The organism is Alteromonas infernus (assembly GCF_902705815.1).
Window position 1 is genome coordinate 188,162 of sequence record NZ_CACSIG010000008.1, and the last position, 16,185, is coordinate 204,346.

At 46.2% G+C, this 16,185-nt stretch carries 11 protein-coding genes and 2 pseudogenes; 8 read left to right on the forward strand and 5 right to left on the reverse strand.

The window, feature by feature from the left end:
• The first annotated feature begins 6 nt into the window (after nt 1-6).
• The 6 genes and pseudogenes from ACX5J7_RS02770 (at nt 7) to envZ (ending at nt 5,584) form a co-directional block, all read left to right on the forward strand.
• On the forward strand, nt 7-936 hold the full coding sequence (locus ACX5J7_RS02770; protein WP_498706031.1) for an ion transporter: 930 nt from the start codon (nt 7-9) through the stop codon (nt 934-936).
• A 110-nt stretch (nt 937-1,046) separates the two neighbouring features.
• Nucleotides 1,047-1,952 (forward strand): phosphoribulokinase, encoded by a 906-nt coding sequence (locus ACX5J7_RS02775; RefSeq protein ID WP_012520116.1) that lies wholly within the window; start codon nt 1,047-1,049, stop codon nt 1,950-1,952.
• A gap of 138 nt (nt 1,953-2,090) precedes the next feature.
• Complete coding sequence (locus tag ACX5J7_RS02780; protein WP_012520117.1) at nt 2,091-3,209, forward strand: DUF2855 family protein; 1,119 nt, start codon at nt 2,091-2,093, stop codon at nt 3,207-3,209.
• Between the two features lie 213 nt (nt 3,210-3,422).
• Nucleotides 3,423-3,572: a hypothetical protein gene (locus tag ACX5J7_RS02785; protein ID WP_498706032.1), complete on the forward strand. Its 150-nt coding sequence runs from the start codon at nt 3,423-3,425 to the stop codon at nt 3,570-3,572.
• Nucleotides 3,569-4,150, forward strand: coding sequence for an osmolarity response regulator transcription factor OmpR (gene ompR, locus ACX5J7_RS02790; protein ID WP_498706033.1), 582 nt, complete (start codon nt 3,569-3,571; stop codon nt 4,148-4,150). Before ACX5J7_RS02785 ends, ompR begins: the two co-directional genes overlap by 4 nt.
• A 98-nt stretch (nt 4,151-4,248) precedes the next feature.
• Nucleotides 4,249-5,584 (forward strand): annotated as a pseudogene (gene envZ / locus ACX5J7_RS02795) (two-component system sensor histidine kinase EnvZ).
• 34 nt (nt 5,585-5,618) lie between these two features.
• On the opposite strand, the pseudogene ACX5J7_RS02800 reads toward envZ, so the two are convergent.
• From ACX5J7_RS02800 to hslR, 5 genes and pseudogenes are all read right to left on the reverse strand, one after another.
• Nucleotides 5,619-6,799, reverse strand: a pseudogene (locus ACX5J7_RS02800) (MFS transporter).
• A gap of 98 nt (nt 6,800-6,897) precedes the next feature.
• On the reverse strand, nt 6,898-9,363 hold the full coding sequence (locus ACX5J7_RS02805; RefSeq protein ID WP_498706034.1) for a TIM-barrel domain-containing protein: 2,466 nt from the start codon (nt 9,361-9,363) through the stop codon (nt 6,898-6,900).
• Nucleotides 9,364-9,607: 244 nt separating this feature from the next.
• Nucleotides 9,608-11,170 carry a phosphoenolpyruvate carboxykinase gene (locus ACX5J7_RS02810; RefSeq protein WP_071970305.1) on the reverse strand — a complete coding sequence of 521 codons (1,563 nt, stop codon included), beginning with the start codon at nt 11,168-11,170 and terminating at the stop codon, nt 9,608-9,610.
• Nucleotides 11,171-11,659: 489 nt separating this feature from the next.
• A complete protein-coding gene (gene hslO, locus ACX5J7_RS02815) occupies nt 11,660-12,559 on the reverse strand; it encodes an Hsp33 family molecular chaperone HslO (RefSeq protein WP_015068461.1) in 900 nt (299 codons plus the stop codon).
• Between the two features lie 23 nt (nt 12,560-12,582).
• Nucleotides 12,583-12,987: a ribosome-associated heat shock protein Hsp15 gene (gene hslR, locus ACX5J7_RS02820; RefSeq protein WP_012520125.1), complete on the reverse strand. Its 405-nt coding sequence runs from the start codon at nt 12,985-12,987 to the stop codon at nt 12,583-12,585.
• A gap of 129 nt (nt 12,988-13,116) precedes the next feature.
• On the opposite strand from hslR, the gene gspC reads away from it, so the two are divergent.
• Together gspC and gspD are read left to right on the forward strand one after the other, a co-directional pair.
• Nucleotides 13,117-14,040, forward strand: coding sequence for a type II secretion system protein GspC (gene gspC / locus ACX5J7_RS02825; protein ID WP_498706035.1), 924 nt, complete (start codon nt 13,117-13,119; stop codon nt 14,038-14,040).
• Nucleotides 14,041-14,139: 99 nt separating this feature from the next.
• Nucleotides 14,140-16,185: a type II secretion system secretin GspD gene (gspD, locus tag ACX5J7_RS02830; RefSeq protein WP_024017238.1), complete on the forward strand. Its 2,046-nt coding sequence runs from the start codon at nt 14,140-14,142 to the stop codon at nt 16,183-16,185.

Genomic DNA, 16,185 nt, shown 5'->3' on the forward strand with positions numbered 1-16,185 from the left:
CCGGCTATGTCATTTCGAAACGCGTGCTATCACATTCTCGCTCCTGCTAGCGAAGCTCACGAGTACAAAAAACGAAGCCAGTTGTTTGATGTACTTCTTATTGCGCTAATTATCGTAAATGTAGCGGCCATGATGCTAGAAACCGTACCGGGCATCCCTGCTGTTTGGCAGCATGAGCTTCATATTATCGAAATAGTGTCGGTACTGATATTCACCGTTGAGTACTTGCTTCGCCTATACAGCAGCGCTTCGGCGCCGAATCGCCCTTCCCGCGAACAAACTACGCCTTGGCAAAAGCGTTGGGCTTATATAAAAAGCCCTATGGCGCTGGTCGATTTAATGGCGATTTTGCCTTTTTACCTAAGCGTGTTCGTGGCCTTTGATTTACGTATTTTACGGGTATTTAGGGTGCTGCGAATTTTGAAAATTGGGCGCTATTCCCGTTCAATGCAAACCCTTGTCACCGTTTTGCGCAACGAATCTCATAGCCTTGTTGCTGCAATCAGCGTACTCCTGCTGTTTACCGTCATTGCGGCAACCTGCATTTACTATATCGAGCACACCGCCCAACCCGACGTTTTCAGCAGTATTCCTGCCTCATTGTGGTGGGCTCTGGTCACGCTCACTACGGTAGGCTATGGCGATGCCGTTCCCGTTACAGCGTTAGGCAAGGTATTTGGCGGGCTTATTACCATTATGGGCATTTGCTTTTATGCACTGCCCGCAGGCATTTTATCGTCAAGCTATACCACCCAAATGCAGTTAAAGCGCGACCGGTTTAAAGACACGGTAAGAAGCGTATTGGACGATGGAAAGCTTAGTGAGCACGACGTACACCACCTTGAACACGTGCGAGCGCTACTGGATTTAGATGAAGAGGAGGCAAAACTAATTGTGCGCTTATTGCAGCATCACCATAAAGGGTTAGACAATTGATTATATGCAGGCTCACACAGCACTTGCGAGGTGAGCGTTCATACGCCCCCCTTGATTCTTAGCGCACATCAGCTTATAACTAGTACCCGTCATTTCCAAAAAGAATTTCTATGTCTGTCAAACACCCTATTATTGCTATAACAGGTTCTTCTGGCGCGGGTACTACCACCACGACCAATGCTATTCGCCATATATTCAGGAACTTAAATGTTAATGCTGCAGTAGTCGGCGGTGATAGCTTCCACCGTTTTACCCGTCCAGAAATGGAAGTGGAAATTCGTAAGGCCCAAGAGCAAGGCAGGCATATCAGCTACTTTGGCCCCAAAGCCAACGACTTCGAGTTACTCGAGACGCTGTTTAGAGAATACGGAAGTTCAGGTACTGGCCAGTTCAGACAATACCTACACACCTTCGATGAAGCTGTACCTTTCAACCAAATGCCAGGTACCTTTACACCGTGGCAAGATTTGCCTAATAACACCGATTTACTGTTTTATGAAGGGTTACACGGCGGCGTTAAAACAGAAGAAAATGACGTTGCAAAACACGTTGATTTACTGGTAGGCATGGTACCCATTGTAAATTTAGAGTGGATCCAAAAAATTGTGCGCGATACCACTGACCGAGGTCATTCCCGAGAAGCGGTAATGAGTAGTATTGTGCGAGGGCTTGATGACTACTTCCACTACATCACGCCGCAATTTTCGCGCACTCATGTTAACTTTCAGCGCGTGCCTACAGTCGATACCTCCAACCCGTTCAGCGCCCGGGAAATTCCAACCCAAGACGAAAGCTTTGTTGTAGTGCGTTTCAGACGGGAAATGAAAACCGTCGATTACCCCTACTTGCTTCAAATGATTGATGGGGCTTTCATGTCTAGGATCAATACCCTTGTTGTGCCCGGCGGAAAAATGGGGCTAGCCATGGAGCTTATCTTAACCCCGCTGCTTGAAGACATTTTGAATAAAAAACGTCGAGCCGGTCATCAGATGGATTGGCTAAATAGCGACGGCTAATTACCCGCTTTTACCTGCATACCCCCTATACGTTTCTTCTATAGGCATGTATTTAAAACCGTAAGTCGTAATACTTTTGAGCCTGCGCCAATCTAGTTTTGTTGAATTCGCTATTTTTCACTAAAGCAGGCCTTAATAATGACCACAATACACAGCCAACAAATTTGGATAAATCAGCAAGACCTTGCCGATACCAAAGTCGTCGAACGGGAATTAAGTACTAGTGACTTACAGCCAGACGAGGTATTGCTAGAAACAGACAGCTTTGGCTTTTCTGCCAATAACATTACCTATGCGGCACTCGGCTTTAAAATGGGGTATTGGGGGTTCTTTCCCGCCACAGATAGTCATGACAGCAGCGATACTGGCTTTGGTATTGTGCCTGTATGGGGTTTTGCTACTGTGAAGGCGTCTCGTCATAGCGGAATCAAAGAAGGTGAAAAAGTATTTGGCTATTTGCCCATGGCAAGTCACTGGGTAATAAAAGCCGGTAAAGTTGCACCCCACGGTTTTTCAGATATACACGAAAAGCGCAAAAGTATCAGCCCGGTTTACGACCAATACCTTCGCTGCTTTGCCGACCCCGGCTACGACGCTAGCCGTGAAGCATGGCAACTTAACTTCAGGCCACTTTATATGACGTCGTTCGTTCTGGATGACTTTGTCGCCGAAAAGGCTCGCGATGAAACCTTGTTACTTTCTAGCGCTTCAAGTAAAACAGCGTTAGGAACTGCGCAACTTCTCAAAGATAAAAAAGCGCCACGAAAAGCCAGTTACCGCGTTGTTGGGCTAACCTCAAAAGCGAATGTGGATAAGGTAAAAGCCTCTGAATGCTACGATGCGGTTTATAGCTATGATGACCTATCTGAACTTGGTCACGATTCTCGCTATTGGCTACTCGACTTTGCTGCCAATGGCACGCTTATCAATAACCTCGCTAAACAGCTTGGCGATAACTTAAGCGCAGTAACGCTTATCGGCGCTACCGATTGGAAAGCACAAGAAAAACCCAACCCCAAGCTACTAGATGCAGAGATCTTCTTTGCGCCGGCGCGGGTGAAATTACGTCAAAGCGAATGGGGACACGATGAGTTCTTGACCAAATATGCCAACGCCTGGCAGCGCTTTGCAAGCAAAGTTAGCGATCAGTTTTTCGAGCAGTCTCATTGCGGCACTGAGGCTATAACACAGTTATATTTAGACACGCTTAACGGTTCTGGCCAAGCGAGAGCCCTTAACGTGGCGTCCTTCGATTAACATTGTCTTAATGCCGTTGTAATTGACGTCAAACCACTTGTGAGCACAAGGGCTGACTAACGCTTCAGCCTTTGCCTTCTAAGCGAAGGAGTAAGAACGTGTTTCTTTAGACACTATTTGTAACAAACATACCGCCCCTTTTGCCGCTTTCTCGCTTTTGTATTTCACATCTAGTGGTTATAGTGAAACAAAAGTAAAACTAAAGGTATGACTATGGGTCAGGAAACCTCAAAAATTCTCGTTGTTGATGATGATATGCGCTTACGTAGCCTGTTAGAGCGTTATCTGCTAGAGCAAGATTATCAAGTGCGCAGCGCGGCAAACGCTGAGCAAATGGACAGATTGCTAGAACGTGAGAAGTGAATTTTCATCTTATGGTTTTAGACCTTATGCTGCCCGGTGAAGATGGCCTGTCTATTTGTCGGCGCTTGCGCCAGCAAGAAAACGACATGCCTATTATTATGCTTACCGCCAAGGGCGATGAAGTAGACCGCATTATCGGCCTTGAAATGGGCGCAGACGATTACTTACCTAAGCCCTTTAACCCTCGTGAACTGCTGGCGCGCGCTAAAGCGGTGTTGCGCAGACGCAGCAGCGAAGCGCCCGGCGCGCCTTCAAAAGATGTTCAAATAGTCGAATTCGGTGACTATAAGCTTAATTTAGCCACCCGCGAAATGACCGCTGGCGATAAACCGCTAACCCTGACTAGCGGCGAGTTTGCCGTATTAAAATCGCTGGTGACTCACCCCCGCGAGCCGCTTTCGCGAGATAAGCTAATGAACCTAGCTAGAGGCCGTGACTACAGTGCATTAGAGCGAAGCATTGACGTTCAGGTTTCTCGTTTGCGTAGAATGCTAGAAGAAGACCCTGCTAACCCACGCTACATACAAACCGTATGGGGCTTAGGCTATGTCTTCGTTCCAGACGGTGAGCAAGTATAGGTATTTATGCGTGATGCAGCGGGTGTTAAAGGCTTAATTACAACGATAAGCCTTTTTTTTAGAAAAGGCTGTCTTATGACGCAACGAAACGGTGAGCTATGCGTTTAATTCCCAAAAGTGCATTTGGCCAGACCGTTATGCTGATTGGTGTGCTTCTGCTCATTAATCAGATAGTGTCCTACATCTCTGTCACCTATTACTTTATTCAACCTAGTTACCAACAGATCAATAGCCTATTAGCGACGCAAGTTAAGTCAGTATTGGCCAACGACTTACTCGTCACTAACCAAGAAACCCGTGACCGGTATTTTCTAAAAAACCCAGGTGCACGTCTTCGATGAAAGTGTTGCTAAACAAAACGGGTTAGAAAGTGCCGTTTACTATGGCTATATATCATCTCAGGTTAGTGAACAACTTAGTCAGTTAGCTGACGTACGCATTAGCACTACCACACAGGCCAGCGACGAAAACGCCCCTTACATTGTGTGGATATCTTTAAACCGATATCCAGATACATGGATTTCAATACCGATTTCAGGGTTAAACGAAGCCAATATTTCACCGCTTACCATGTATTTAATGGTAATTGGTATATTAAGCGTAGCCGGCGGCTGGCTGTTTGTACGACGTATGACCCGCCCCTTATCTGCCCTTCAAAAGGCAGCTATTTCCGTGGGTAAAGGTGAACACCCGGCGCAGCTTCGCGAGCAAGGCAGCACCGAAATGATTCAGGTTACCCGCGCGTTCAACCGCATGAATCAGGGTATTAAGCAGCTAGAGAACGACAGAAACATTATGACGGCGGGTATTTCACACGATTTGCGCACCCCACTTACCCGAATTCGCCTTGCCTCTGAAATGCTGCCTGAAGACCAGGACTGGATAAAAGATGGCATTGTAAACGACATTGAAGACATGAACGCTATCATCGATCAGTTCATTGATTATGCCCGCTATGACACCGAAGAAGTAACCCAAGAAACCGATTTAAACACCATTATTGCTGAGCTTGTTCAAGCGAGACACCTTGACGACAAGCACCATATTGAGCTGAAACTCAATACTATTCCCCCGTTGCCCTTAAGACGCATTGCAATGAAGCGGGTAATAGATAATCTAATTGAGAATGCATTTAAATATGGGTCTGATGAAATTGCGATTAGCAGCTTTTATAACCGCCATGAGAAACGGGTTTATTGCAAAGTACGTGACTTCGGGCCGGGCATTCCACATGAAGAATTAGCAGGTGTATTCATGCCGTTTGCCCAAGGCGATAAGGCGCGTAATTCGTCCGGTTCTGGGTTAGGGCTTGCCATTATAAGACGTATTATTGAAGCCCACGACGGGGAAGTCACCTTACGCAACCATCCTCAACAAGGCCTTGTCGCTGAGTTTTACCTCCCCTATTTGGCGGAACTACCCGATAAAAAATAAGCCCTGGTCGCCCACTTATTTTCAAACCTATGCGTTAAGCTGGACTGTTGCGGTACTTAATTTTGCGACTATAACCGTAAGACGCTAACCACAGCAAACACCCGCCAATAGGAATAACCCAAAACGCCGTGGTAAGCGGCGCAAAGTTTGCCCATAATCCAGTAGAAAATGACGCCACCTGTACACCTGTTGAGTTGCCAATAATAGCTATACCGGAAAGGACCGGCCCATTATCACTATCGATATTCATTGCTGCAGATAACATTAACGGGAACAAGCCGCCAAGCCCCAACCCAAGTAAAAGGTTACCCGCGCCTATGCCGTACAAACTAGGCATAAGCTTAAGCGTAAACACACCGGCTAAAGACGCCGTCGCCATTAAAACAATTAAGCGATGCACAGATACAAAGCGCAGTAAAAAAGGAAACGTTAAGCGGCTAATCACCATGCCCGCTGTAAAACAGGCCAATAAGTTACGAGACTGCTCACCGCTAAACCCTAATCCGTTTTGCGCATAGCTAACAAACCAGTTCGCGTTACCAAACTCTACCGCACCATACCCAAACGCAAGTAGCGCCATAAAAATAAACACGGGCTGCTTGATAATGACGCCAAACGCCAGGGTCTTTTTGGGCGCTTTCGGTTGCCCTTTAAGTACTTTAGCCTGAGAGCGCGCCGCAATATAGGTATAACAAGATAAGATCATCATAACACCGGCGAGTACTTGGATTGGCAAGCGCCAGTTGTGTTCGACAAGATATAACAGCGTTACAAAAAACGAGGCTGCAAAGGTACCTAAGCTAAACATAAAGTCCATTAAGCCCATCATGGTGAATCGCTTTTCAGCGTACATACGTGCGATAAGCGTGTGGCCTATAGTAAAAATAGTTGAACTCACCACACCTATTAATACTGCCAATACTAAAAACCACTGCCATGACGACAACACCGACACTAAAAGCAGTAGCACGGTATTGATGCTTAATAATGCTGCCAATAAAGGCATGTATTCAAAGCGACTGGCGTACTTCCCTCCAATCACTGCGCCTAACATCATGCCTACTGAAAAAACGAGAGAAAAAGCGCGCCACTGATGAGTTCCGACATCTGAAGATCGGCGGCTATATCAGGTAGTAGTATTCCCCATAAAAGAAATAACTTACCTATTAGGAAAAAACCGGCAAAAATGACGATAGTGGCGGGAAGTCGGCTCATTAAAGCTCCATGGTTGATATCGTTGAAGAGACATCTTTTTAATGTTCAAGGGTACACGCACACGCCGTACCCTTTACCATAAAGTGAACCGGCTATTATTACATGATCACTATCTCTACAGATTGCTGATAATCGCACGTAAATGCAAGTGAAAGCGTTTTCCCTTTCTCACTCCAGGTAGCAGGCGCAGGCGCCCCGTCTACCAATACTTTCTGCGGCCTTTCAGGGAGTCCGTGAACCACGTAGGTTATATTTCGCTGCTGCGGCATACCGATATAACTACCTTGACTGTCAAGTGTCAGGGTGAGATCAGCGCTCTCATCTACCGATGCGTTAAGCTGCAACGTCGTGTACAAGCCCTTTTCAACAGAGTTAGGGCTCTTGCCGTCATCCTCATAATAGGTGTAAGACGATGAGGTCACCGAATGGTCGTGCCAGTAATGCATTTCTAGCTCCCGAGCATCAAAATGTTCTGTGCGCGAAAGTCCCTCAGACATAGGCATAAAGCTTCCCGCTTTTACCCAAACCGGAAAATTATCCTGAGTTAGTGGGTAATCAACCGTTTTACCTCCTTGATACTTGGCACTTGAGAAAAAGTCGAACCAAATGCCAGGTGGCAACTCAACGGCCCATGTCTGTTGGTTCGGCTGAGTCACAGGTGAAACTAACAGGGCATCGCCCCACATGTAGCTTTTTGCGCTTTCGAACCACTTATTTTCATTAAATACCATGGCAAGCGGGCGCATTAACGGCGTGCCGAATAGCGCGTTTTCAAAAGCCAATGAATAGTTATAGGGCAGCATGTCATAGCGAAGCTGAATAAATTCACGCGCAATAGACTTTACTGGGTCGTCGTGAAAAACCGGTTCTGGCGCAATATTATCTTGGGCATGAGGCCTAAATACCGGTGAAAAGGTACCGAACTGAAGCCATCTTGTATAAAGCTCAGGATCAAAGGTTTCGCCTCCAGCAAACCCACCTAAGTCGGAATGGGTATACGCCATTCCAAAAACACTCATTTGAAGTGCGAGTTCTACCTGCGGTTTAAGCCCGCCCCAGCTTCGACTCACATCGCCTGTCCACGGCACCATTCCGTACCGTTGACTGCCCAAAAAGCCTGAACGCATCAGCACGAACGGGCGCGTATCGGGTTGTAGCGCAGTTAAATTGTTATACACGGTTTTCGCCCACTGATGGCCATAGCCGTTATGCACTTCGGTACCGCTCACCGTCTGATTACCAAGGCCTGCTTCGCTCCAAGCGTGTTGAATATCATCAGGATGAACCTCCGGCTCTCCTAAGTCTCCCCACCAGCCGGCAACGCCTTGTGCAGCTAGCTTTTCATAATATTGCCAAAACCAGTCTTGGCCCGCTTCGCTGAACACATCAACAAGACCAGTATTGCCAAAATAGAAGTCAAAGGTGTACGGCGTACCTTGATCATTTTGAGCAAGGGCGTTATTTTCTACCGCGCTGTCCCACTGCTTTGATGTAGTAAGAATAAATGGCTCGGTAATAAGCACGGTTTTCACGTCTTGCTCTCGAAGCTCGCTAATCATCTTCTCAGGCTCAGGGAACGTGGCAGTGTCCCAACTTAAGTTCCCCATGTGTCCTTTTATGTCTTTGCCAAACCAATATAAATCCAGAACCACTGCATCCACTGGAATATCTTGCTTGTTAAATGCATCCACAACATTCATTACTTCATCTTGGGATTTATAGCCAAATCGTGACGCGAAGTTACCCAGTAGCCAGCGTGGCGGCAGTGGCTGTTTGCCCGTTATGGCAACCGTAGATTTCACAGTGTCAGATAAGCTTTCACCCAACACCATAATGTAGCTGGCCCGCCCGCCTTTGGCAGAAAACAACAGTTCGTCGGGCGTACTGCTGCCCATATCAAGCTCACCTGATGCCGTGTTATCAAACAGTACACTGTAGTGCTTCGATGACATGACCGCAGACAGACCAAAATACATCTGGTTCGATGACGTGGTGTACCCATAATGCGCTTTGTTATAAAGCGGCATGGCGTTTCCGCGACGATCCATGCCCAATACACGCTGACCACCGCCATAGAGCTTTTCATCATCACTAAGAGCAAACGATAAACTCACGCCGTGGCTATTTATCGAAAGACCGTCCCGCTCTTTGGTAACCACTTCACCGTTAAGCGAATAGCTTATTGCATGACTTTGTTTATCGATACTCGCTGAAGCATTGTCGTAGGTAAGCGTAATGGTATTAGGTGTATCAGATACGTCTACGGTTGGTTCATTAGCCGCCACATGTTCTGGTAACGCCATAGACGGCAGGTTCTCATAGGGTTTACCGCTGTTATCCGTTACGTAAGTGACTTGAAAGCTCTTATTGCCTAATGCTGTTAGCGTAAAATCGTTAGTGTCTGTATCAATGTAAAGCGTGTTGCCCTGTAAAGAAAATTGTTCAACGACGGCCAACGCATTCCCTGATATCAACGCGAGAGCCGGTAACGTAGCCAATAAGCGGCGAGATAGGGTTGCGCTAACTACGGCTGATAAAACTGAACGCTTGTGCTTTTTCGACATACTAAAACCTTTCTTTTCGTTTCAGCATCAAGCAATTTCGTCGCACGCTGAAAACCTTATTATGTTAACCAAATGATAACGGCAGGCAGTGTCGACATAAATAAACATACGTATTCATTGTGTGAAAAATGTTAATGCAAAGGTAAGTAGCAATGTTCAGCAAACAAAAAAGCCCGCAACACGGTGCGGGCAAAACATCAATCACGTTGAGTGTGATGAACGTTGGGAAGGGGCGAACCGAGTTTTAGTTACCCGGACCGGCTTTAACGATAGCGTCGCTAACGTCGTATTTTTCAAAGTTCTGTTTAAAGTCGTTAACTAAGTTAGCGGCGTATTCGTTGTATTTTTCTTTGTCTGCCCATGTGTTTTGCGGCACAAGCAAATTGCTGTCTACGCCTTCAATGGCGACAGGCACATCAAGGTTTAACGCATCAATGTGCTGAGTTTCAACATCGGCCAAATTACCCGACACAATCGCATCGATAATGGCGCGGGTAGTAGGAATATCAAAACGGCTACCTGTGCCGTAAGGGCCGCCTGTCCAACCGGTATTGACTAAGTAAACCTTAGCGCCAAACGCTTTAACACGCTTAATAAGAAGCTCTGCATACACCCCTGCTGGACGCGGGAAAAAAGGCGCACCAAAACAGGTTGAGAAGGTTGATTCAATATCGCTTGTAGAACCAATTTCAGTAGAGCCTACTTTCGCTGTGTAACCGCTTAGGAAGTGATACGCCGCCGCTTCTTCACTTAATACTGAAACGGGAGGCAATACACCACTTACGTCACAGGTTAAAAATACGACTGAGCGCGGCTCGCCGCCTCTGTTTTCAGCTACGCGCTTTTCAATGTGCTCTAGCGGGTAGGCTGCACGCGAGTTTTGCGTTAACGATGTGTCGGTATAGTCTGGCGTGCGTGTCTCGTCTAACACAACGTTTTCTAAAATAGTGCCAAACTTAATCGCGTTCCAAATTACCGGCTCGTTCTTTTGAGAAAGGTCAATACATTTAGCGTAGCAACCGCCTTCAATATTAAATACGCTACCAGGTGCCCAGCCATGCTCATCGTCACCAATTAAGAAACGCTTAGGATCAGCTGAAAGTGTGGTTTTACCTGTCCCTGAAAGACCAAAGAACAAGGTCACATCGCCTTCTTCACCCACGTTGGCTGAACAGTGCATAGGTAGCACGTCTTTAGCTGGAAGCAGGAAGTTCTGTACTGAGAACATCGCTTTTTTCATTTCACCCGCGTAACGCATGCCAGCTAGCAAAACACGCTTTTTAGCGAAGTTGATGATAACTGTGCCGTCGCTGTTTGTACCGTCACGTTCTGGTTCGCAAGTGAAACCTGGCACGTTTAAGATTTGCCACGGCGTATCGCCTTTAACATTCCATTTTTCAGGAATAATAAATAGATTACGGGCAAAAACGTGCTGCCAAGCGGTTTGCGTTCTTACCTCAAGTGATAACGCATGTTCAGGATCTGAACCTACTTGAAGGTGTGATAAAAAGTGTTCTTGAGTAGAAAGATAAGCCTCCACTCTATCCCACAGCGCGTCGAATTTGTCAGCGTCGAATGGTTTATTTACCTTGCCCCAATCAATATCCTTCTCTGTCGAAGGTTCTTTGACGATAAATCGGTCATTTGGAGAGCGACCGGTACGCTTACCGGTTTCAACAACAAGTGCACCGTTTTTATCGAGAACGCCTTCGCCGCGCAATACAGCGCGTTCGATAAGTTCTGCGTTCGGCAGGTCAGTAAGTGGCGTTACTTTCAGTTCCGTTTGAATTGAGGCTGCTGCGGTCATGGCTGTTACCCTATATGTAATTTTTCAAAAGCACTTTCAAAAAAGTATCACCTCTTCGAGTGTAATGTAAACAAGGCTTGAAGGGCATTTTTAAAACACATACTCACTATTTACTCGTCTACAATTTCATAAATATTGTAAATTAATTACAAGGAAAGCCTTTTCCTTCGTTAAAAATGTAAAATAATGGATTTGTAAGACCGTATTGATCGATGAATTTCAAAATAAAAAGCGGGCAAAAAATTTTAAAAGAAAGAGTGAAAACTTTCAAAAGGAGAAAAAATTAAATAAGGGAGCCCGTGGTGAAAAGTTAAACACTTACTACTGAGTACTTTTTAACCAGATGTTAAGTGTTAAGCCCATGCTTGAAGCTTTCAATCATAGCAAGGAGAAACAAAAAAGCACCACGTTCAGCGCTATCGCATCCGTTGGTGCTTTTATCTATGACGTAAAGCCGCTACCTTCTTGGCAGGCTTTAACCTATAGAGGTTATTGGTTTGATGACGATACGTCGAAGTTACCGTTATGAATAGCTTCAACGTCGATACTGTCGAAACGGTACTCTGCATGGCAGTACTGACAGTTCATTTTTATCGCCCCTTCTTCGGCAATAATGGCGTGCAGTTCAGATTTTTCCACATGACGCAGCGCTTCTGCGCTTCGCTCTTTAGAACATGAGCACGCAAAGGTTACGTCTTTTGCTGGGTACATTTCCACGTCTTCTTGGTGGTAAAGGCGATACAAAATGTCTTCAACCGACAAAGAAAACATCTCTTCTTTGGTCAGCGTTTCGGTAAGCTTTGAGATGTGAGCAAACTCATTGGCTTGCGATACATCCGTGGCGCTTGCATCGGTAGGTAGAACTTGTAGCAACACGCCCGACGCTTTAGCATTTTTAGGGTCGCTCATATCTGTTATTAGGTGAACACTGGTTGCTAGCTGTTCTGACTGTGCAAAGTAACCTTCGATACACTCAGCTAAAGATGGCTTATCTAATGCCACAACGCCCTGATAGCGCTCGCCTTCATCTGGGGTAATGGTGATAACCAAAACGGCTTGGGTCAATAGTTCAGAAAACGTGTCAGGTAGGGTTTCAAGTGTTTCGTCCCAACGTGCTACACCGCGCAGTGTTTGCTCGTGAGTGGCATTTAACACTGCATAACTTACCGGGCCTTTGCTTTGAATTTGAAGTGAAATCTCACCTTTAAATTTAAGCGTTGCCGTTAACAGTGACGTCGCTGCCGCCATTTCACTCAGTAACGTTTGAATTTGCACAGGGTATTCATAGCTGTGCACAATGTTCTTTAAGCTCTCATCTAGGCGAACTAATTCGCCGCGAACGTTAGCTTGTGTAAATAAGAAGCGGTGTAATTTATCGAAATCACTCATAAATAATCCTGTTGCGCAGCTCACTATTGCTGCTTAAATTTAATAATCTGTCGTCGCTGCTTTTTATCAGGTCTATGATCTGGTTTAGGGCTGTGAAATGCGCTCAATTTACGGGCAGCTTGGTTTTCTTCACGTTTTGTTACACTTTCAGCCGTTTCTTCGAAAAGTGCTTGTGCCAAAGGCGCACTCAAGCGCTTGTCACTTAAGCCTAGCACCTTTATTTCACGATTATCCCACCCTGCGGGAACTTTAATCATGGCACCAAGCTCTACATGTTTACCAGGCTTGGTTCGCTGCCCGTTGTACTGGACCTTTCCCGACTGCACCATGTCTCTAGCAATGGCTCGGGTTTTAAAAAACCTTGCAGCCCATAGCCACTTGTCCAGCCTGACGTTTTGTGTTGTATTGTTGCTTTCCGATTGGCTCATGTAATAATTTCGTAATGGTGTAGCTTTAGTGTTGTGACCCTCACCTTTACTAGGCTATTATGGGTTTGCTAAAGCACGGTTAACCAAAAATTCACTATATTATAATAAAGCAGTACCATCAGTGGCAGCATGACATTTAATAGACCCAACCCACAATCTCTGATTGTTTATCTAAGCCAGCATCAAAAACAGCTACATACCATCGTAGTGGTTCTGCTTAGCCTGTATTTAATTGCATTCGCTGCCAAATTTGTGTGGCGAATTATACCCGAACCTCAGCTATCTGCGACACCCACAATAAGCCGTGCTCCAGTTATTTCTTCGTCATCAGGCAAAAATGGGGTCAACATTGCCAAAATACAACAGCTGAATTTATTTGGTAATGCGGCAGCAAAGCCAGCCGAGCCCGTAGCGGAGGTGACTGACGCACCAGAAACACGCTTAAACTTAACGCTAACAGGGGTGGTGGCAAGTTCAGACCAAGAAGCAGGCACCGCTATTATAGAAAACCGCGGCAGCCAAGCGGTATACGGTTTAGGCGAAAAAATTGAGGGCACCAACGCCACGTTGCAAAAGGTGTATAACGACCGTGTAATCATTAAAAATGGGGTGAGAAACGAAACCCTAATGTTAGACGGCATTGATTATGACGAAGCCAACAGGCGCCGTGAAATGCAGGCAAGACAGCGCCCTGCACCTCAAGAAGATGAATATGAAGACGATACCGTTGAACTAAGCGAAGAAGCGATAGAGGCCACTGCGGCACTAAGAGAACGCCCAGCAAGCTTTACTGACTTTATTTCAATATCGCCAAAAACAGAAGAAGGCCAACTTATTGGTTACCAGGTGAGCCCAGGAAAAGAGCCTGAACTGTTTAAATCGGCAGGTCTTGAAGCTGGCGATGTCATTACACAAATTAACGGGCTAGACCTTACCGACTTGCAGCAATCGCAAGAGGCACTGTCTGAGCTACGCAATGCACAAAATATAGAATTAACGATTATTCGAGATGGCAGTTTAACCACGCTATACCTAGATTTACCCGAGGCGTAACAACAACTAAAACGGTAACGGCTCATTTGTCATCAGGTAGGCATTAAAAATTGCAACGCAAACCAGCCATCGACAAGTTAGGAAATGAAGGAAGTTAGAATGAAAAGGCGCACTAGCCAAAAACTATTATCTCGCTTAGGCACAGCAATGTGTACAGCGCTTCTGTGTTTCTCGGTGACCGCGGCTGAGTACATGCCTAATTTCAAAGATACTGACATCAATGAATTCATCAATATCGTTGGTAAAAATCTTGAGCGCACTATTATTGTGGACCCCAACGTACGCGGCAAAATTAGCGTACGCAGCTACGATATGCTCAATGAAGATCAGTACTATCAATTTTTCCTAAACGTACTTCAGGTTTACGACTTTGCCGTTGTAGAAATGCCCAGCGGCATTTTGAAAGTGGTACGTTCTAAGGATGCGAAAACATCAAACATTCCGGTTGTCGAAGGCGCCAAGCAAGACGGTGATGAGTTCATTACTCGCGTGGTTCCAGTTTATAACGTGCCGGTACGTGAACTTGCCCCTATTTTGCGTCAATTAAACGACCAGGCGGGCGGCGGAAATGTGGTAAGTCACGACCCTTCTAACGTTATGATGCTAACTGGCCGCGCTGCCGTAGTTAACCGCCTTGTAGAAATTATTGAGCGCGTTGACCGTGCAGGTGATGAAGAAGTTGAAATTGTTAAGCTTCGCTATGCGTCAGCCTCTGAAATGGTGCGCATTATTGAAAGTATCAACAAGTCACAAGGTAAAGCGAATACCGGCGCGAAGTCTGAGCCCCGCGTTGTAGCAGATGACAGGACAAACTCTGTCATCGTCAGCGGTGACATTAAGGCCCGTCAGCGCCTTATTAATTTGATTCAACGTATGGACCAAGAGCTTGAGTCTAACGGCAATACCCGCGTTATGTTTTTGAATTACGCGAAAGCTGAAGACCTGGTTAAAGTGTTGCAGGGTGTATCGGCCAGTATTCAGGCAGAAGAGCAAGGCAGCGGTACGACCTCACGTCGAGCAAGCTCAAACCGCGAAATCAGTATTGATGCACATGAAGACTCTAACGCTATCGTTATCACCGCAGAGCCCGATATGATGCGCTCGTTAGAAGAGGTTGTACGTCAACTTGATATTCGCCGCGCGCAGGTACAGGTTGAAGCCATTATCGTTGAAGTGTTTGAAGGCGATGGTACCACGTTAGGTGTTCAGTGGGCCTCTGAAGCAGGTGGCGGCACACAGTTTAGTAATGGCGTAGTACCAGTAGGCAGCCTAGCGGTTGCGCTCAAGCAAGCTGAAGATGACACTGATACTGAAGCCTATGTCACGGACGATGGTGAAGTTGTCACGGTAGAGACCACAGACGAGGGTGATTACACCGCATTGGCGAGTTTGCTAGGCGGGGCTAATGGCCTTATCGCAGGCGTTATCGAAAACGGTTGGGGCGCGGTTGTTCAGGCAGTAAGTACCGACACCAACTCAAATATTCTCGCTACCCCTCACCTCACCACCATGGATAACGAGGAAGCGTTTTTCATTGTGGGTCAGGAAGTACCGATTATTACCGGTACGACAACCGGCTCGAACAACTCTAACCCGTTCCAAACGGTGGATCGTCAAGAAGTGGGTATTAAACTTAAAGTTACGCCGCAAATTAACGAAGGCGATGCCGTTCAGCTTCTTATTGAACAAGAAGTGTCTAGCGTTAGCGGTGCAACCTCGGTAGATATCTCAATTAATAAACGCGAAATCAAAACTACCGTAATCGTTGACGATGGCGGCACTATCGTACTAGGCGGCTTGATTGACGAAGACGTACAAGAAAGTGTGTCTAAAGTGCCACTTTTAGGCGATATCCCTGTTCTTGGTCATCTTTTCAAGACGACGTCTACAAGCAAACGTAAGCGCAACTTAATGGTGTTCTTAAAGCCAACTATTGTACGTGACGGTGCAACCATGAACGCCATTAGCCATCGTAAATATAACTACATTCGCGCACTCCAGCTTAAACGTCAGCAAGAGGGTGTATCGTTAATGCCGTCAGCTGAAACGCCAAGCATGCCGCAGTGGGACGATGCATTAGCCCTTCCACCGTCGTTTGAAGAGTACCTGACTGAGAAAGAGAAGCAAAAAGAAGGTAACGAGTAG

Bases quoted from the DNA above. Each gene is read 5' to 3' on its own strand.
- ACX5J7_RS02770 (WP_498706031.1), top strand. From the start codon at position 7: ATGTCATTTCGAAACGCGTGCTATCACATTCTCGCTCCTGCTAGCGAA.
- ACX5J7_RS02775 (WP_012520116.1), top strand. From the start codon at position 1,047: ATGTCTGTCAAACACCCTATTATTGCTATAACAGGTTCTTCTGGCGCG.
- ACX5J7_RS02780 (WP_012520117.1), top strand. From the start codon at position 2,091: ATGACCACAATACACAGCCAACAAATTTGGATAAATCAGCAAGACCTT.
- ACX5J7_RS02785 (WP_498706032.1), top strand. From the start codon at position 3,423: ATGGGTCAGGAAACCTCAAAAATTCTCGTTGTTGATGATGATATGCGC.
- ACX5J7_RS02805 (WP_498706034.1), bottom strand. From the start codon at position 9,363: ATGTCGAAAAAGCACAAGCGTTCAGTTTTATCAGCCGTAGTTAGCGCA.
- ACX5J7_RS02810 (WP_071970305.1), bottom strand. From the start codon at position 11,170: ATGACCGCAGCAGCCTCAATTCAAACGGAACTGAAAGTAACGCCACTT.
- hslO (WP_015068461.1), bottom strand. From the start codon at position 12,559: ATGAGTGATTTCGATAAATTACACCGCTTCTTATTTACACAAGCTAAC.
- hslR (WP_012520125.1), bottom strand. From the start codon at position 12,987: ATGAGCCAATCGGAAAGCAACAATACAACACAAAACGTCAGGCTGGAC.
- gspC (WP_498706035.1), top strand. From the start codon at position 13,117: ATGACATTTAATAGACCCAACCCACAATCTCTGATTGTTTATCTAAGC.
- gspD (WP_024017238.1), top strand. From the start codon at position 14,140: ATGAAAAGGCGCACTAGCCAAAAACTATTATCTCGCTTAGGCACAGCA.